The sequence below is a fragment of the Agrobacterium cavarae genome (assembly GCF_004310285.1).
In the GTDB taxonomy this organism is placed as follows: Bacteria; Pseudomonadota; Alphaproteobacteria; order Rhizobiales; family Rhizobiaceae; genus Agrobacterium; species Agrobacterium cavarae.
On record NZ_SISF01000024.1, the window covers coordinates 111898 to 130958 of the forward strand.

General features: G+C 57.3%; 16 protein-coding genes. 9 read left to right on the forward strand and 7 right to left on the reverse strand.

The features are described 5' to 3' along the window. The first annotated feature begins 152 nt into the window (after positions 1–152). From EYC79_RS05920 to dnaE, 7 genes are all read left to right on the forward strand, one after another. Positions 153–1820, forward strand: a complete 1668-nt coding sequence (locus EYC79_RS05920; protein ID WP_130977428.1) for a ribonuclease J — start codon at positions 153–155, stop codon at positions 1818–1820. A gap of 102 nt (positions 1821–1922) precedes the next feature. Further along, entirely contained in the window at positions 1923–2327 is a 405-nt protein-coding gene (gene mce / locus EYC79_RS05925) for a methylmalonyl-CoA epimerase (RefSeq protein WP_113179799.1), read from the forward strand. A 228-nt stretch (positions 2328–2555) separates the two neighbouring features. Continuing rightward, entirely contained in the window at positions 2556–2825 is a 270-nt protein-coding gene (locus EYC79_RS05930; RefSeq protein ID WP_062425528.1) for a DUF1467 family protein, read from the forward strand. A gap of 598 nt (positions 2826–3423) precedes the next feature. Then, entirely contained in the window at positions 3424–4746 is a 1323-nt protein-coding gene (gene proS / locus EYC79_RS05935; protein WP_062437766.1) for a proline--tRNA ligase, read from the forward strand. A gap of 20 nt (positions 4747–4766) precedes the next feature. Further along, positions 4767–6074, forward strand: a complete 1308-nt coding sequence (locus tag EYC79_RS05940) for a lipoprotein-releasing ABC transporter permease subunit (protein ID WP_062437764.1) — start codon at positions 4767–4769, stop codon at positions 6072–6074. Positions 6075–6089: 15 nt separating this feature from the next. Continuing rightward, positions 6090–6773, forward strand: a complete 684-nt coding sequence (locus tag EYC79_RS05945) for an ABC transporter ATP-binding protein (RefSeq protein ID WP_130977429.1) — start codon at positions 6090–6092, stop codon at positions 6771–6773. 464 nt (positions 6774–7237) lie between these two features. Beyond that, on the forward strand, positions 7238–10735 hold the full coding sequence (gene dnaE, locus EYC79_RS05950) for a DNA polymerase III subunit alpha (RefSeq protein ID WP_130977430.1): 3498 nt from the start codon (positions 7238–7240) through the stop codon (positions 10733–10735). Between the two features lie 141 nt (positions 10736–10876). On the opposite strand, the gene EYC79_RS05955 is transcribed toward dnaE, so the two are convergent. The 4 genes from EYC79_RS05955 to EYC79_RS05970 form a co-directional block, all read right to left on the reverse strand. Then, on the reverse strand, positions 10877–11167 hold the full coding sequence (locus EYC79_RS05955; protein ID WP_062437760.1) for a hypothetical protein: 291 nt from the start codon (positions 11165–11167) through the stop codon (positions 10877–10879). A 155-nt stretch (positions 11168–11322) separates the two neighbouring features. Next, positions 11323–12543, reverse strand: a complete 1221-nt coding sequence (locus EYC79_RS05960; RefSeq protein ID WP_418122024.1) for a L,D-transpeptidase family protein — start codon at positions 12541–12543, stop codon at positions 11323–11325. Positions 12544–12694: 151 nt separating this feature from the next. Further along, entirely contained in the window at positions 12695–13969 is a 1275-nt protein-coding gene (locus tag EYC79_RS05965; RefSeq protein WP_472240647.1) for a DNA polymerase IV, read from the reverse strand. A 91-nt stretch (positions 13970–14060) separates the two neighbouring features. Next, positions 14061–14369: a DUF3572 domain-containing protein gene (locus EYC79_RS05970; RefSeq protein WP_130977432.1), complete on the reverse strand. Its 309-nt coding sequence runs from the start codon at positions 14367–14369 to the stop codon at positions 14061–14063. A 129-nt stretch (positions 14370–14498) separates the two neighbouring features. Here EYC79_RS05970 and EYC79_RS05975 point away from each other — a divergent pair, with 129 nt between their 5' ends. Together EYC79_RS05975 and EYC79_RS05980 are read left to right on the forward strand one after the other, a co-directional pair. After that, positions 14499–14870 (forward strand): response regulator, encoded by a 372-nt coding sequence (locus EYC79_RS05975; RefSeq protein WP_062425520.1) that lies wholly within the window; start codon positions 14499–14501, stop codon positions 14868–14870. Between the two features lie 18 nt (positions 14871–14888). Further along, positions 14889–16256, forward strand: a complete 1368-nt coding sequence (locus tag EYC79_RS05980) for a PleD family two-component system response regulator (RefSeq protein ID WP_130977433.1) — start codon at positions 14889–14891, stop codon at positions 16254–16256. Between the two features lie 692 nt (positions 16257–16948). On the opposite strand, the gene rpmG is transcribed toward EYC79_RS05980, so the two are convergent. The 3 genes from rpmG to EYC79_RS05995 form a co-directional block, all read right to left on the reverse strand. After that, complete coding sequence (gene rpmG, locus EYC79_RS05985; protein WP_003496403.1) at positions 16949–17116, reverse strand: 50S ribosomal protein L33; 168 nt, start codon at positions 17114–17116, stop codon at positions 16949–16951. A gap of 89 nt (positions 17117–17205) precedes the next feature. Further along, a complete protein-coding gene (locus EYC79_RS05990) occupies positions 17206–18378 on the reverse strand; it encodes an MFS transporter (RefSeq protein ID WP_062425518.1) in 1173 nt (390 codons plus the stop codon). A 9-nt stretch (positions 18379–18387) separates the two neighbouring features. Continuing rightward, on the reverse strand, positions 18388–19020 hold the full coding sequence (locus EYC79_RS05995) for an NUDIX hydrolase (RefSeq protein WP_130977458.1): 633 nt from the start codon (positions 19018–19020) through the stop codon (positions 18388–18390). Between the last annotated feature and the right edge of the window lie 41 nt (positions 19021–19061).

Sequence of the window (19061 nt, forward strand, 5' to 3'; positions counted from 1 at the left end):
TGGAGCATCCCTGCTGCTCGTAGAATCAGGGCGTCCATCCGGTCCGCGTCGGCCCGGCATCTCGGCGTTTCATCAAGTCCGGCGCGGTTGAAGGCAATGGTGGAGCGTGGCGTAAGCGCGCGGCCATTGCCTGTTGCAGATTGGATAATGACATGTCTCAACAAGACGAACTGGTCTTCCTGCCGCTTGGTGGTGTCGGCGAAATCGGCATGAACCTGGCGCTCTATGGTTATGGTCCTGCCGCCAAGCGGCAATGGATCATGGTGGATTGCGGCGTCACCTTCGCGGGCCTCGATCTGCCCGGCGTCGATCTCGTTCTACCCGATATCCGCTTCATCGAGGCCCAGCGACAGAACCTCAAGGGTATCATCATCACCCACGCCCATGAGGACCATTACGGTGCGCTGAACGATCTTTGGCCTGGCCTCAACGTCCCGGTCTATGCGTCGGGCTTCACCGCGGGCATGCTGGAAGCCAAGCGCAACTATGAGGGCACGCGCGCCGAGATCCCGATCTCGCCATTCAAGGCAGGCGATCGCATCAATCTCGGCCCGTTCGAGATCGAGGCCATCGGCGTCAACCACTCGATTCCCGAACCCATGTCGCTCGTCATCCGCACGCCGCTTGGCAATGTCGTCCACACAGGCGACTGGAAGATCGATGACGCGCCGTCGCTTGGGCCGCTGACAGATGAGGCACGCTTCCGCGCCGTTGGCGAGGAAGGCGTTCTGGCGCTTCTGTGCGATAGCACCAATGCGGTGCGCGATGGTGTATCTCCGTCGGAGGACCAGGTTTCCGAAGGTCTGCGCCAGATCATCGAAAATGCCGAAGGGCGTGTGGCGATCACCACCTTCTCGTCCAATGTCGGCCGTATCCGCTCCATCGCCCAGGCTGCGGAGCGCGCGGGTCGCGAAGTGCTGCTGCTCGGCTCGTCGCTGAAGCGTGTCGTCAACGTCTCGCAGGATCTCGGCATCATGGAAGGCATCAAGCCATTCTTGGCCGAAGATGAGTATGGCTATATCCCCCGCGACAAGGTGGTTGTCATTCTCACCGGCTCGCAGGGAGAGCCGCGTGCCGCACTTGCAAAACTGTCACGCGATGAGATGCGCAATGTGGCGCTCGCCAAGGGCGACACGGTGGTCTTTTCCTCGCGCGCCATTCCAGGCAACGAAAAGGCCATTCTCGATATCAAGAACGGCCTGATCGAGCAGGGCATCCACATCATCACCGACAATGAAGCCCTGGTGCACGTTTCCGGCCACCCACGCCGCAACGAGCTGCTGCGCATGTACGAGTGGACCAAGCCGCAAATCCTCGTGCCCGTGCATGGCGAAGCAGCGCATCTCGTGGCGCAGAAGGAACTGGCCGAGCAGGCCGGTATCAAGCAGGTCCCCAAGGTCCGCAACGGCAACGTCCTGCGTCTGGCGCCTGGCCCTGCCGAAGTCATCGACGATGCTCCGCATGGCCGCATCTTCAAGGATGGCCGTCTGGTTGGCGACTTCGAAGAAATGGGCATCGGTGACCGCCGCAAGCTCTCCTTTGCTGGTCACGTCTCGGTCAATGTCGTGCTGGACAGCCGTTACGACTTCCACGGCGATCCGGATGTCGTACCCTTCGGTCTGCCGGAATTCGACGACGAGGGCGAGGCGATGGAAGACACGCTCTATGACGCCGTTCTTGGCGCCATTGAAAGCATCCCGCGCGCGCGCCGCAAGGATCTGGACCTGCTGCGCGAAGCGGTCCGCCGCGCCGTTCGTGCTGCCGCCAACCAGACCTGGGGCAAAAAGCCGATCGTCACGGTATTCGTGACGAAGATTTGACGATAGGTTCGGTACTGCGCGTATCAGCATAGGTGCAGTACCGAGGACGCTTCGTCCCGCGGATACGTCGCTATGTTCGGCTGAGAAATTGGGAGGATGACCATGCTTGGACGGATCAATCATATCGCCATTGCTGTGCCCGACCTTGCGGCAGCGACTGCCACCTATCGCGATGTGCTCGGTGCTGCGGTCTCGCAAGTGCAGACCCTGCCGGACCACGGGGTAAGGGTCGTGTTCGTCAACCTGCCAAACAGCAAGGTCGAACTGCTTGAGCCGCTGGATGGCAATTCCCCGATCGCGGCCTTTCTCGAAAAGAATCCGTCCGGCGGCATGCATCATATCTGTTACGAGGTGGAGGACATCATCTCCGCCCGCGACAGTTTGAAAGCTGCCGGTGCGCGCATACTTGGCGATGGAGAGCCGAAGATCGGCGCCCATGGAAAGCCGGTGCTTTTCCTCCATCCGAAAGACTTCTGCGGTACGCTGGTGGAGTTGGAAGAGATTTGATCGCGGGTCGTGTTTCTAAGGCGCGCGTCTTCGCTTAGAGGGCCGCGCGTCTACTTGGACGCACAAAGGATGCTATCTGCTTTGATCTAGGCATAGTGCCTTCCGAAAATCGATTCCGATTTTCGAGCCGATGCTGTAGGAATCGTTTGCCGCTGCTCTGTCTGTTCTTGCGCTTCTCCAAGCCCTGAATGAGACAGGAGATGCGGGTTCTGCTCGGGGAGGTTCTACATGCAGTGGCTGTCGGTTGTTGCAGTTTTTTTCATCGTCTGGTGGACGGTTCTGTTTGTCGTGCTGCCGATTGGGCTCAGAACGCAAATGGAAGACGGCGACGTGGCGCTGGGAACCGTGGCGAGCGCGCCAACGCGTTTCCAGGGTGCGAAAATCCTGATCGCCACCACACTGATCTCGATATTGCTCTGCGCGATTTGGTACGGCGCCACCTGGTACTTTGGTGTCAGCCTCGATGATCTGCCCCGTATTATCCCGGTTTATGACTGAGTTCAGCAGGTGAACGGGCCGCGCCCACGCGCTGTGCCGTCACCGTCCGTCATAAGAATGTTGCATTTGGTTGGACGGTGATTCGCATAGGAGCCATAAGCGGGACGCGGATGGATACGCTGTCTTCCGCCAACCCACTGAAAGAAAATCGATTTCAAGGCAAAAAAAAACAAGGCGATTAAGCCTTGTTTTTCAGTTTCGCGTGATCTGTTTCCGTTTCCGGGGCTGCGAACTAGCGCGCCTAAGATCTCATCCTCCCAAGACTGACCGCGAAGACGGCAGAAATTTAAACTCCCTGCCTCTTTTGTGAGCTAAAACTAGCCCAAAGATTCCACCTTGTCACCACGTTTTTTGCATTTTTGTTACAGTCAGCAAAAAATTTCCTCATGAACATTATGTCGCAGGTGCCCCGCAAAATTATTTCTCCTGAAACCGTTCAGGCGCGAACGTCCTGTTCTCACGCGGATGTGAATGGTGTTTTCGGGGCGCCCATCGTGCGGGTTTCCTTCTGCAGGAGAAACGGTTATGTACGGCGCAAATATCCTTTAATTCTGGCGATTCCCGGTAGATGGCGAGTCGTCGCACTCAGGACATAGTCATGCGTCTCAGCCGTTATTTTTTGCCCATCCTGAAGGAAAATCCCAAGGAAGCTGAAATCGTCTCTCACCGCCTCATGCTGCGTGCGGGCATGATCCGTCAGCAGAGCCAGGGCATCTACTCCTGGCTGCCGCTCGGCAAGCGCGTGATGGACAAGGTGAACCGCATCATCCGGGAAGAGCAGGACCGTTCCGGCGCCATCGAGCTTTTGATGCCGACGCTGCAATCGGCGGAGCTTTGGCAGGAAAGCGGTCGTTATGACGACTACGGCAAGGAGATGCTGCGCATCAAGGACCGCCAGGACCGTCAGATGCTCTACGGCCCGACGAATGAGGAGATGATCACCGACATCTTCCGATCCTACGTGAAGTCCTACAAGAACCTGCCGCTGAACCTTTATCATATTCAGTTGAAGTTCCGCGACGAAGTGCGCCCGCGTTTCGGCACGATGCGCTCGCGCGAATTCCTGATGAAGGATGCCTATTCCTTCGACCTGACGAAGGAAGCTGCGATCCATTCCTATAACAAGATGTTCGCCGCCTATCTGCGTACCTTCTCTCGCCTTGGCCTGCGCGCCATTCCGATGCGCGCCGACACTGGCCCGATCGGTGGCAATCACAGCCACGAATTCATCATTCTGGCCGATACGGGTGAGTCGGAAGTCTTCTGCCACAAGAGCTTCCTGGAGCAGGGCATTCCCGGCGACGACACCAATTTCGATGACGTTGCCGGTCTGCAGGGCATTTTCGATACATGGACCGCGGACTATGCCGCAACCTCGGAGATGCACGACGAGGCTGCCTTCAACGCGATTCCCGAGGGCGATCGTCTTTCCGCGCGCGGTATCGAAGTTGGTCACATCTTCTATTTCGGCACGAAGTATTCCGAGCCGATGGGCGCTAAGGTTCAGGGTCCCGATGGCAAGGAACATCCCGTCCACATGGGATCTTATGGCATTGGTCCGACACGCCTTGTTCCCGCCATCATTGAAGCCTCGCATGACGAGAACGGAATCATCTGGCCGGCGTCGGTTGCTCCTTTCGATGTCGTCATCATCAACATGAAGGCTGGCGATGCGGCCTGCGACGCGGCATGCGAGAAGCTCTATTATTCGCTGTCCAACGCCGGCAAGGATGTTCTCTACGACGATACCGATGACCGCGCAGGTCAGAAGTTCGCGACGGCCGATCTCATCGGCGTGCCTATGCAGATCATCGTCGGACCGCGCAGCATTGCTGCCGGTGAAGTCGAGGTGAAGGACCGCAAGACGGGCGCGCGTGAGAACGTCACGGTCGAAGCGGCAATGAACAGGGTTCTCGGCTGAAAGGCCGACAAGGAGTGGACATGGCAAAAGCCGAGGCTGACAACGGTGCAGTTGCATCCGTGAAGGATGGGGCGGCACGGCCGTTTTCGGCTTTCGAACGCATGGTGGCCTGGCGCTACCTGCGTTCGCGCCGCAAGGAAGCCTTCATATCAGTCATCGCAGGCTTCTCGTTCGTCGGCATCATGCTGGGTGTGGCGACGCTCATTATCGTCATGGCGGTGATGAACGGTTTCCGCACCGAACTGATTTCCCGAATTCTCGGCATCAACGGTCACATGATCGTCCAGCCGATCGATCAGCCCTTCAACAATTACGATGAACTGGCGAAGAAGTTTGGCGCTATTCCCGGCGTGACGATGGCCTTGCCGCTCGTGGAAGGTCAGACGCTCGCCTCTGGACGCAACGGCGCAGGCAGCGGTGCATTGGTGCGTGGAGTGCGTCCTGAAGATCTGGAAAAGATCAAGGAGATATCCAGCAACGTCAAAGCCGGCGATCTTGTCGGCTTCATGTCGGGGCAGGGTGTTCTGGTCGGCTCGAGGCTCGCAGCGCAACTCGGCGTGACGGTGGGAGACCAGATCACCCTCATTTCACCGGAAGGTGACGTGACGCCCATGGGCGTCAATCCACGGGTGAAGTCCTACCCGATCTCCGGTGTGTTCGAGATTGGCATGTCTGAATATGACGCGTCGATGATCTACATGCCGCTTACCGAAGCTCAGCTCTATTTCAATTCCGAGGGCATCGTCCAATCGATCGAGCTCTTCGTCAGCCATCCCGACGATGTCGATAGCATTCGTCCGCTGGTGGAAACCGCGGCAGGGCGGCAGGTCTATATCACCGACTGGAGACAGCGCAACCAGACCTTCTTCTCCGCGCTTCAGGTGGAGCGCAACGTCATGTTCATGATCCTGACGCTGATCGTTCTGGTCGCCGCGCTCAACATCATTTCCGGCCTCATCATGCTGGTGAAGGACAAGGGCAGCGACATCGCCATTCTGCGCACCATGGGGGCAACCTCCGGTGCTGTCATGCGCATCTTCTTCATGACCGGCGCTGCGATCGGCATCGTTGGCACATTTGCAGGTGTGGCACTTGGCGTTCTCGTCTGTCTGAATGTGGAGTCGATCCGCCAGTTCTTCTCCTGGATTACCGGAACCGTGCTCTTCGATCCGCAGCTCTATTTCCTGAGCCAGCTGCCGGCGGAGATGGATTTGAGCGAAACGATCACCGTCATCGTCATGGCGCTGACCCTGTCCTTCCTGGCAACGATCTTCCCCGCCTGGCGTGCGTCGAAGCTCGACCCCGTCCAGGCCCTGAGATACGAATAGGACCCGCTTCACACCATGGCAAAGAAAATGGCTCTACAGCTTACCGGCGTGGAACGGACCTATGGTCAGGGCGAAACGAGCCTTTCCATTCTGAAGGATGCGAATTTCGAATTGAGAAGCGGCGAGATCGTCGCACTTGTCGCGCCATCCGGCACTGGCAAGTCGACGCTGCTGCATCTGGCGGGTCTGCTGGAGCATCCGGACGCGGGCGAGGTCTTCATCAGTGGCAAGCCCTGCGGCACGCTTTCCGATGAGGAGCGAACCTCCATTCGCCGCAGCGATATCGGCTTCGTCTACCAGTTTCACCATCTGCTTCCGGAGTTCTCGGCACTTGAGAATATCATGATGCCACAGATGATCGCCGGTCTCGCGCCAAAGGAAGCACGGGTGCGTGCCAAGGCATTGCTGGATTATATGCGCATCGGCCACAGAGGCGATCATCGTCCGGCGGAATTGTCCGGCGGTGAACAGCAGCGCGTGGCGATTGCAAGAGCCGTTGCCAATGCGCCGCTTCTGCTCTTGGCAGACGAACCCACCGGCAATCTCGACCCCGAGACCGCGTCCTACGTTTTCGACGCCTTGGAAGCGCTGGTGCGCCAGTCGGGCCTTGCTGCCCTCATCGCGACCCATAACCACGATCTGGCAGCACGCATGGATCGCCGCGTGACGCTGTCCGAAGGCAAGATCGTCGAGTTCTGATCGATCGCACGATGCGTTGATCCAAAAATGTGAAGGGTCCCTTGTGCGTCCGATAGAACGCACGGCGTTTTAAGTACCCTTATCCCCATCAACCCCGTCTGGCCCGCCAGGCGGGGTTTTGTTTATGCGCCGATTCCCTTGATGCGGAACTAAGGAACCGGATTGAGTCGCGTCACGTTGGCAATATGCCAGCCCAAAAAAGCTGTTGACAATGAAACAAAATGAGAACAAAATTGGAACATAACAAGTAAGGAGAGACAAATGACCGATTTTATCCGTGACCTTGCCGCCTTTGCCTCTATCGCTCTCTTTGTTGCGAGCTTCTCTGTAATTCTCACATCCATGTGACTTCAGACCCTTCGGTCTTCCCGGCGATAGCGGTGCACAGGCATCCTTTGCCGGTGGACTTTGCTGCTCGAAGGGATCAAAATCAGCCCGATTCAGAAAGACGGGAATGCAGCACAATGGGCGATCATCTTACGGAGCAAAACCACTCTGGCGTGCTCTTGAAATCTCCCGGCTTTGTGCACCTCCGCGTTCATTCCGCCTATTCGCTCCTTGAGGGGGCGCTTCCCCTTAAAAAGATCATGGCGAAGGCTGTCGGCGATTCACAGCCTGCCATTGCCATCACTGACACCAACAATCTTTTCGTTGCGCTGGAATTCTCGGAGAAGGCGCGAGAAGAGGGGCTGCAGCCGATCATAGGGTGCCAGCTTTCCATCGACATGCAAGATGCCGTCGAGGACAGGAGAGGCGGCAACAATCTCTCCAAGCTTCCTTCCATCGTGCTGCTTGCCGCAGATGCGGAAGGCTATGAGCGCCTAGTGGATCTGATCAGCCGTGCCTATCTCGATGGCGAGGGCAGTGGTCACGCCGTCAACATTGCCAAGTCCTGGCTGGAAGAGGCCAGCAATGCTGGATTGATCGCATTGACCGGCGCGTCTGGCGGCCCTGTCGATATCGCACTGAAAGAAGGACATGCGGCTCAGGCGAAGAGCCGGCTTCTTGCGCTGAAGGACATATTCGGGGATCGGCTCTATATCGAGTTGCAGCGCCAGGGCAATTTTGACCGTGCCCATGAACGTCGCATGATTGCGCTCGCTTACGAGCACGACATTCCACTCGTCGCAACCAATGAGGCCTTCTTTCCATCCAGGTCAGATTATGAGGCGCACGACGCTCTGATGGCGGTGGCGCACAACGCCATGGTTTCGGATGACAGCCGCTTCCGTCTGACGCCTGACCATTATCTGAAAAGCCGTGACGAGATGGTGGCGCTCTTCAAGGACATTCCCGAGGCAATCGAAAATACCGTGGAGATCGCCCAGCGCTGCTCCTACGTCTTGAAAAAGCGTGGCCCCATTCTGCCGCGCTTTACCGGTGCGAGTGACGACCCGGAAGAGGCCGAACGCGCCGAGTCGCTGGAGTTGCGACGCCAGGCTGTCGAGGGGCTGGATATGCGCCTTGCCGCTCTCGGTATGGCCCCGGGCTATACGGAGCAGGAGTATCGGGATCGTCTGGATTTCGAACTCAGCGTCATCGAGCGCATGAAGTTTCCCGGCTACTTTCTTATCGTTGCCGACTTCATCAAATGGGCAAAGCAGCATGATATTCCGGTCGGCCCTGGTCGTGGTTCGGGTGCGGGATCGCTGGTCGCCTATGCGCTGACGATTACCGATGTCGATCCGCTACGCTTTTCGCTGCTTTTCGAACGCTTCCTCAACCCGGAACGCGTGTCGATGCCCGACTTCGATATCGACTTCTGCCAGGATCGCCGCGAAGAGGTGATCCGTTATGTCCAGCGCAAGTATGGCCGCGAACAGGTGGCTCAGATCATCACCTTCGGTTCGCTCCAGGCACGCGCTGCCTTGCGTGACGTTGGTCGCGTGCTCGAAATGCCTTACGGCCAGGTGGACCGCATCTGTAAGCTGGTGCCGAACAATCCGGCCAACCCCACCCCCCTTTCCAAGGCCATCGAAGAAGAGCCACGTCTTCAGGAAGAGGCGGACAAGGAACCGGTCGTCGCGCGGCTCCTGGATATTGCCCAGAAGATCGAAGGTCTTTATCGCCACGCCTCCACACACGCCGCCGGTATCGTCATCGGCGACCGCCCGCTGTCGAAGCTCGTGCCGATGTATCGCGATCCGCGCTCCGATATGCCGGTCACTCAATTCAACATGAAATGGGTTGAAAGCGCCGGTCTGGTCAAGTTCGACTTCCTCGGCCTTAAAACCTTGACGGTGCTGAAGGTCGCGGTCGATTTCGTTGCCAAGCGCGGAATCCATGTCGATCTTGCCGCCATTCCGCTGGATGATCAAAAGACATATGAGATGCTATCGCGTGGCGAGACCATCGGCGTCTTCCAGGTGGAAAGTGCTGGCATGCGCAAGGCGCTGATCGGCATGCGTCCAGACTGCATCGAGGACATTATCGCGCTCGTGGCTCTCTATCGTCCGGGTCCTATGGAGAACATTCCGGTCTACAACGCCCGCAAACATGGCGAAGAAGAAATCGAGTCGATTCATCCGATGATCGACCACCTCCTGAAGGAGACGCAGGGCGTTATCGTCTACCAGGAACAGGTAATGCAGATCGCCCAGGTTCTGTCCGGCTACTCGCTCGGCGAAGCCGATCTTCTGCGCCGCGCCATGGGCAAGAAGATCAAGGAGGAAATGGACAAGCAGCGCGAGCGCTTCGTTGAAGGCGCGATCCGCAACAATGTGTCCAAGGCCCAGTCCGACACGATCTTCGATCTTCTGGCCAAGTTCGCCAATTACGGCTTCAACAAGTCTCACGCCGCAGCCTACGCCATCGTCTCCTACCAGACCGCCTATATGAAGGCGCATTACCCGGTGGAATTCCTCGCTGCGTCGATGACGCTCGATATGGCGAACACCGAAAAGGTGAACGACTTCCGCCAGGATGCGGCGCGGATGGGGATCGAGATTGTCGCCCCTTCGGTACAGACATCCTTCCGCCGTTTCGAAACCGGTGAGAACCGTATCTATTATTCGCTGGCTGCCTTGAAGGGCGTCGGTGAAGGTGCGGTCGATCATATCGTTGAGGTGCGCGGCGACAAACCTTTCGCCAGCCTCGAGGATTTCTGCCAGCGGATTGATCCGAAGCAGGTCAACCGCCGCGTTCTGGAAAGCCTGATCAATGCCGGTGCCTTCGATAGCTTCGGCAGGGACCGATCCGAACTGATCGGCGGGCTCGATCGTATTATCGGATATTCCCAGCGTGCGCAGGAAAGCCGAGTCACCGGCCAGCACGACATGTTCGGCTCAGGGGCCGCGACTGGGCCGGAAAAGCTGGTGCTGCCAGCCTATCAGCCTTGGCTCGCCTCGGAAAAGCTACTGCGTGAGTATCAAGTGCTTGGCTTCTATCTCACGGCTCATCCGCTCGACACCTATCGCGCCGTGCTCGACAAGCTTCGCGTGCAAAGCTTTGCCGATTTCTCCGCGGCGGTGAAGCAGGGGGCAACTGTCGGACGCCTGGCCGGCACCGTGACCGGCAAGCAGGAGCGCAAGACCCGCACCGGTAACAAGATGGGTATCGTTACCTTTTCGGATGCGTCGGGTCAGTATGAGGCCGTTCTGTTTTCAGAAGGACTAGGGCAATATCGCGACCTGCTCGAAGTCGGCAAGTCGCTGGTCATTACGGTCCAGGCGGAAGAGCGGCCTGAGGGGATCGGTCTGCGCATCCAGACAGCCCAGTCGCTTGAGGAGAAATCCGTTCAGATGCAGAAGGCGCTCCGCGTCTATGTCCGCGATTCCGGTCCTCTGAAAACTGTTGCGCGACACCTGAATGCCAAGGGTGATGGGTCAGTTTACTTCGTCGTTATCAAAGATGATGGGCAGCGCGAGATCGAAGTTGAACTGACGGAGAAATACCGCATCTCACCGGAGATCGCAGCCGCGCTTCGCTCGGCTCCCGGTGTGGTGGATGTCGAGCTTGTATGATTGATGGGCGGGTGAACGTGATTCACCCGCACCACGATTATCGTTGCGTAAGCCTTTGCAGCGGTTCCGCGAGAACGACGTACGATAAAGCTAAAGCGAAGAGCTCAAGCGTAAGGCACGTATCTGAAAAATCGCGAAACTTTAGAACAGGCTGTTCGCCGGGTAGGCGTAAGCACCGTTATCGATGAAGCCGTGACGCGAGAGGCAGGCGCGCAGCGCCGCATTATGATAATAGGAATTGGTGAATGTCGTGCCACGCGGCGGCACGCTCGCCTCGACGTTGCACCGCGCAAGCGCGTGATCGAACACGTTCAAAATGACGGGGTCGCTATCGACGGCCGGGCCACCATAGACACTGTAATTTTTCGGTGCTTCAGCAGCAGACACACAGGCAAGCGCAACGACAGCGGCGCCAAGATATTTCACGTTCATAGGCAGGCTCCCCAAACAAGCTTGATGAGCCTTTAAACGTTACCGCAGCGCAGTGGTTCCTTGCGCGGCCGCGTCGGTATCATCGGCCCGAACTCGGTGCCGATCTTCGAGAGGCGCGATGCTCAGATACCAGCACTGCTTTCGATATCGAAGGCTCAGTCGCGCGTGATGGTGACGAAGTCAGTGCCTTGACCGGTTTCCAAGCCGTGGCTGAGATCGGAAACGGTGATCGAGCTTCCGACAGCAAGCTGCTCCTCAAGTCGTTCACGGACGTCTGCCGGAATGTCGATACGATCAAGCACTGTGCGCAACTGATCATAGCCGCCTGGGGCATCCGCGACGTCGATCCCGAGACGCTTTCGTGCGGCAATTGGAATGTGGTTTTCCAGTGTCAGTCCGTTCCACTCTGCCCTGTCGCCTTCGATGTCGATGACTTCGAAGAAATGCGTACCGAGCGCCACCTGCGGGTCTTTGATATGGATCGGCGCTTCGAAGAGCGGTTTGAAATTCTGCCGCACCATGAGTTGCCCATTGGGCGGTGCATCGGCGCCTGTGGATGCATAAAGCGCGTCGAGGAACTCGTCGGTGACGAGGGGGCCGGTGGTCTTGATACCCTTCCAGCGCTTGTAGCCGTTGACGGCATTGATCGTCATCTGACCCGAATAGCCATCGGCCACACCCGCGTCAAAGCCGATGCTGGTCAACAGACGCTGAACATCCATGATCTTCTCCCGTTCGCCACGCCGGGTAATCAGGATCCGCAATGGCGCACCCGTCACCTTGGATGTGGCCTTGGCAGGAACGGAACTGGTTTTCTCATTGACTGCGACTTCCACCAGTTTCAGCGACGCATCGAAGGTGGCAGGCCGCATCTCGATGTCGGAAAGCAGGCGGCCTTCGTCAGCTGCCTTGGGTTGAAGAAGGGTGGGGTGGTCGATGCGCTGCAGAGAGACATCTGCGCTGGAGATGATGACGTGAACGCCGCGGCTCGTCATGCCGTAAAGCGACTTTGCGAATTTTGCGGGCAGGCGAATGCAGCCATGCGATGCCGGATAATTCGGGACATTTCCCTCATGCAGGGCGATGCCAGACCAAGTCAGCCGCTGCATGAACGGCATGGGGGCCGCAGAATAGATATTCGACTCGTGATATTTGCGCTTATCCAGAATCGAGAAGATGCCGCTCGGCGTCTCGTGGCCGGACTTGCCTGTGGATACGCGCGATGTAGCGACGACCTCTCCGTCTTCATAAAGGGACAGCGACTGGTCGTTCTTCGAGACGACGACCTGCAGACTGCGCGCATCACCGGCGATTGCCGCTTGCACGAGAACGGAGGTGGAAAGGAGACAGGCTCCCACAAAGCTACGCAACATCATGTTTGCTCCAACGCGATACACAACATGCCGCCAAGGAGGCAGCGGCAAGGGAGACTTACGGCGCGCTTGAAACCGCGCCAGTCAGAAGGCCAAGCATAGGCTTGGCTATTTAAGGAAGCTTTTAAATGCGGTCACGAAGCCGTGTGATCACTCATTTTTTCGCGCCGAATGTGTAGCCGGTTTCCACCGTGCCCTTGCCGAACTTTTCTCTCAGCTTGTCCATCGCCGCTTCCGCTGCGGCCCTTCTGCCAGCCGTTTTGTCCACAAGATCGGGAGGATCCGCTTGGGCCGGATCGCACAGATCGGTCACGCCAATGCCGATCAGGCGAAATTTCGTCCCGTCCGTTTCTCTTTCCAGAAGCGAAAGGCCTGTCCGAAAAATTCGGTCTGCCAGCTGGGTCGGATCTTCCAGCCTCTTATTACGCGTGCGGGACTTGAAGTCCGCGGTCTTCATCTTCAGCACCACAGTCTGCCCGGCTGTGGCGTTCTTCTTCAGCCTCCACGCGACCTTCTCGGACAGGGAGCGCAAGACCGGCACAAGATCTTCATAACGTGAGATGTCGTTGAAGAAGGTGGTCTCGGCGGAAACGCTTTTTGCCGGATCGTTGGTGTGAACCTCACGGTCATCGATTCCGCGCGAAAGCCGATAGAGACGCTGCCCCATCGTTCCGTAACGGCGCATCAGGTCCGTTTCCTCCATCTCCTGCAACTGGGAGATCATGCGGATGCCGTCGGCCTCAAGCGTAGCCGCAAAGGCCTTGCCGACGCCCCAGATGGTGGTGACAGGACGCGTCGCAAGAAAACGGGTGGCCTCCTTTTCACCGATCACAGAGAAGCCGCGCGGCTTTTGCAGGTCGGACGCGACCTTTGCCAGAAACTTGCAATAGGAGAGGCCGACGGAAACCGTGATGCCGATTTCCTTCTCCACCCGGCGTGCAAACTGCGCCAGCACACGTGCCGGCGGATCGTGGTGTAGTCGCTCGGTACCGGACAGATCAAGAAAGGCTTCATCGATCGAAATCGGCTGCACCAGCGGCGTCAGATCCTGCATCATCGTTCGAACCTGGCGCCCGACCTGGCTGTACTTCTCCATATTCGGCTTGATGACCACCGCGTCCGGGCAGGCTTCGAGCGCCTTGAACATCGGCATGGCGGAGCGAACGCCATGGATGCGGGCGATGTAGCAGGCCGTGGACACGACGCCGCGCTTGCCGCCACCAATAATCAACGGCTTGTCGATCAGGTCCGGATTGTCGCGTTTTTCCACCGAGGCATAGAAGGCATCGCAGTCGATATGGGCGATGCTGAGATCGTAGAGTTCATCATGGTAGAGGAGGCGAGGGCTGCCGCACTGACGGCATCGTTTTGTTCCCTCCGGCTGGCCAGCCAGACAGTCACGACAGAAACCGGGATGGTCGTTCGACATTACAGCCATGGCCAAGAAACAAAAAGAGAACGACCGTGACCATAGTGGTAAATCAGAAGTCGCTCAAGAGCACGACTTGATGCTATACATCTCAGTAGACCCCGGAATCGAGACCGGGGCCGGAATATTTATGCCACGCAGCCTGCACGTCTTCCGGCTTGAACCCGGAGGATTCACAAAACGCCATGAGGTCTGGCTCGTGGTTCATGATGAAATCCGTAAGCCCTGCCAGAAAGCCGGTGTCTTGTATGGCCGCGCGTAGCATGTTCGGCTGTAGTCCGGAGAGCGCCAGAAAGCGGGCGAGAATATCCGGTTCGTTTGCCAACCATCCGAGAATGGCGGCAACGGTTTCTTCGGGGTCTTTGACGACTGGTTTGCCGTATTTCATCTCACACCGCATTTCTTGCCGGAAGTTACCTATTTTTCAACCAAATCGCTTTAACCTCCCTCAACAGGGGATAATGGAATCGGTTCTTCGGCAACTTATATGTCGGGCGGACGGTTTCAAAGCGTAACAAGGACTGCCGCCATGCCCAAACAGGTCATGATAGTTGAAGACAATGAGCTGAACATGAAGCTCTTTCGTGATCTGATTGAGGCATCCGGTTACACGACCATACAGACACGCAATGGTATGGAAGCCCTTGAGCTTGCTCGCAAGCATAGACCCGACCTTATTCTTATGGATATTCAACTACCGGAAGTATCTGGACTTGAAGTCACCCGATGGCTCAAGGAAGATGATGAACTTCATGTGATTCCCGTGATTGCCGTCACAGCCTTTGCTATGAAGGGGGACGAGGAGCGCATCCGCCAAGGTGGTTGCGAAGCTTATGTTTCCAAGCCAATATCTGTTCCGAAGTTTATCGAGACGATCAAGACATATTTGGGCGATGCTTAAGGTAATAGGGGCGACCGAATGACTGCTAGAATCCTGGTCGTCGATGACATTGTAGCCAATGTGAAGTTTCTGGAAGCGCGTTTGCTGGCCGAATACTTCGACGTCGTCTGCGCCGATAATGGCCGTGATGCGCTGGCAATCTGCGCGGATGGTCAGGTGGATGTCATTCTTCTCGATATCATGATGCCGGAAATGGATGGCTTCGAGGTCTGCGAGCGGCTGAAGGCAAACCCAGCGACAGCCCACATTCCCGTCGTCATGGTGACGGCGCTCGATCAGCCGGCCGATCGCGTCCGCGGATTGAAGGCCGGCGCGGATGATTTTCTGACAAAGCCCGTAAACGACCTGCAGCTCATTTCGAGGGTCAAGAGCCTGGCGCGTCTCAAGACCATGAGCGACGAGCTACGCGGTCGTATGATGACCGCAGAAACCATGGGCATCCAGGAATCGATCGGGGTCGACGGCCATATCGAAAAGCCTGGTCGCGTTCTCCTTGTCGATGGCAGGGCCAGCTCGCAGGAGCGTATCGTCAAGGCGTTGAAGCCGGTTGGCGAGGTGATTGCCTGGAGCGATCCGGCCAACGTTATTTTCGAGGCCGCGGAAAACGCCTATGACCTCGTCATCATCAATTCCAACTTCGATGACTGCGATCCTCTAAGGCTTTGTTCGCAATTGCGCTCGCTCGAGAGAACGCGTTTCCTGCCGCTTCTGATCATCACCGAGCAGAACGACGATGCCATGGTTGTCCGGGCGCTGGATCTCGGCGTCAATGATTACATCATTCGTCCGATCGATCCCAATGAGCTGGTGGCGCGCACGCTCTCGCAGATCAAGCGCAAGCGCTTCAACGACAGGCTGCGCGAGAATCTGGCTCAGACCATGGAGCTTGCGGTTATCGATGGGCTCACCGGCCTCAACAACCGCCGCTATCTCGATCTTCATCTAAAGACCTTGTTCAACCGTGCGGCCCTTCGAGGCCGCCATCTGTCCGTCTGCATGACGGATATCGACCGCTTCAAGCAGGTCAACGATCTCCACGGCCACGAGGCCGGCGACGAGGTGCTGCAGGAATTTGCCGCCCGCTTGCGCTCCACGGTGCGCGGTGCGGATCTAGCCTGCCGTTACGGCGGTGAAGAGTTCGTGGTGGTGATGCCGGACACCTCGGTGGAGGCTGCCTCGGTGGTGGCCGAGTCCCTGCGCTCGATCATTGAGGATACCGTTTTTGTGCTGCGCTCCGGGCAATCCTTGAAGATTACCGCGTCGCTCGGTATCGCTTCGAATGCAACGGGCGTCGAAAGTCCGGAGCAGTTGATGCGACAGGCAGATCGGGCACTCTATGAGGCGAAGAGAAGCGGCCGAAACCGCGTCGTTGCTGCCGCAGCCTGAGTAAAGTTCCAGAGATTGATCGACCCTCGGGGCTTCTTCAGTAGCGCGTTGCTGCCGCTAAGCTGGCTTTGAGTCTCTGTCCCGGCATGGCACACTTAACCATATTTCAAAGCAAGAATGGCTGCACCTTAATAAAGTGTTGAACTTTTAGGCGTCTTGAGCGAAACTTTGTTCATACAAATAACTTTATGCCCATATATCAGTTGATAGAAGGCACTAGCACTTTAACAGACCGCGCGGTTCCATTTTTCAGGGAGCCGTGCACGAAATACCCCTTGATGCTCAGGTCCGCCGCATCTCCTGGGTCTTGGGGTCGGTCGGCCGGCGATGCCAATTGATGGTTCCTCGTGCTATCGTGGTTATCCCGGCCGACCCCACGCCATCACGATCTCTCAAGTTTCACGTAGTATAACTCGACCGTCTGCGTTGCGCGGCTTCTCTTGACGCGTCCGGCAGCCGTGGCCAAGTCTCGCATTCTAGGATCGGCCTGAAAATACGTTCGCACTTAAAGAATGGTCCAGGCAAAACTGAGCAGCGGTTTTGCGATAAGGGCATGCGACAAAACAATGACCTGAAGCTTAAGGGGCGACTCTGAGATATCGCGACAGACTTTAGGTAGAGTCTTTAAACGGCCGCCCAAAACAAAAAAACGCGCCTTATGGGCGCGTTCTTTAAGGACAAAATCAAGTTGATTACTTGATCTTGGTTTCCTTGAATTCGACGTGCTTGCGAACGACCGGGTCGTACTTGGTCTTCGTCATCTTGTCCGTGAATGTACGGCTGTTCTTCGTGGTGACGTAGAAAGTACCTGTGTCGGCCGTCGACAGCAGCTTGATCTTGATTGTTGTAGCTTTCGCCATGGTCGTCCTGCCTTTAACAAGTAAGTGAGCCGCGGACCTGTTCGATCCCGGCTAAATCTGGCGCGAAACTACGGATCGCGCCCGAAAAGTCAAGTCTGTTTTGAGCCGAAAACCGAACGCCCAATGGAAAGAACGACATAGAAGCCGAAAAACAGCGCCAATGCCCAGGCAAAGCCGTGGCTTCCGGAGATATCCATCGCAATACCAACCGTCTGTGGGCCGGCAATCGTGCCCGTCGCATAGCAGAATATGAAGGCTGCATTGGCCGCAACAAGGTCGGACCCAGTGAGTCGCGATCCAAGATGGGTGAGGCCGACCGTATACATGCCAGAGACGAGGCCGCCCCACAGCAGCAGCAGTACCGCGACCATAATCCAGTTGTTGACGAGGAGCGGTAGCGCAAGCGTGCCGCATAGGCCGATAAAGGCCATGACGCCGAGCAGAAGACGGCGATTGGTAATGCGGTCGGAGAGCAGGCCGATCGGGATCTGGAAGGTCATGTTGCCGATTGCCATCACGGTCAGGAGAAGCGCTGCTTGCGATTCATTAAAGCCTTCACGCGTGGCATAGATCGGGAAGAGCGATAGACCACCAGCCTGTACCGCGCCGAAAACGAAGGCGGCAGCAGAGGCCATGGGCACCAGCCAGATATAGCGTACGAAATGGTGGGCAGGTTTTTCGTCCAGCGCTGGGCTTTCCTTGCGCGCCAGAAAAATTGGAATTGCAGCTAGGAGGATGATGGCACAGCCGACGAGAAACGGTGTGATGCCCTCACTTCCCACGGTGGAAAAGAGAAGGGGTCCGACTGCAAAGCCGACTGCGAGCCCTGTCGCATACACGCCAAGCACGAGCCCGCGTTTGCGCGGCGGCGCTGCGGCATTGATCCAGAATTCCGACAGGATGAAAAGCGTGGTCGTCGCGCCATGAAAGACGATTCTGAGCGGAAACCACATCCAGAAGTCCGCGGCATAATAAAAGCCCATGGCGCTGACGGAGGAGATGACCACCGCCGTCAACATGGTCCGGGCAACGCCGAAATCATGCGCAAGCTTGCTGGTGATGGGCGCTGCAATCATGGCAGCAACACCGGCCATGGCGGAGTTCAATCCGATCATGCTGGACGAAATGCCCCGACGCTCGAGGATGAGGCTCAAGAGCGGCAATCCGAGGCCGATGGCGATGCCCACGGCGCTGATGGCGGATATGGCGGCGATAAGCGATGGCCAGTGGATATTGTCGGCGTCGCAGTTGGGATGTGACATGGAGACCTTTTACAGAAAGCCGCGAATGAATGTGCCGCGACGCTCGAAGTAAAGTCGCACCCGGCTTTCAAATTGTAGTGGCTGATCACCTATCATGAAGTTTGTGACATCTTCGAGAACCATCCGTGTAATCGCCGCCATGTTCACACCGGAACTGTCGCGCATGTCAAGCCATTGAAGGTCTTGCAGCTCGGCAGAGTCTTTTATATTTGCCGGCTCAATGCCGACGTCGTCGGTGAAGCAGAAAAAGAATCGCGTGTCGAATCGCCTGATGCGCCCTGGCGGCGTGATCGCACGCGCGACATAACGCAGCGCCGAGAGGTCCGGTCCTTGTTGCGCCCGTTCAATTCGAAAGCAAAGCCCCGTCTCTTCTTCCAATTCGCGCACTGCCGCCAGAGCCAAGGCCCGCGCCCCTGCAACCGTCATGACACGCGAGGCAGAGCGCCTGAGCTTGTCGATGACGAGAGGATTAAGGTCGGCACCAAAGGGCAGGGCGTGATCGCGTGGGTCGCGCCTGCCACCGGGAAACACATAGACGTCCGGCATGAAGACATGGCCGCTGCTGCGCTTGCCGACGAGCACACGTGGAGAGCCGTTCGAACGATCGACCAGGATCAGGCAGGCCGCATCCCTCGGACGCAGGTAGGGTGATTTTTCAGCTTGGGATTCAGCAGGCAAGGGAG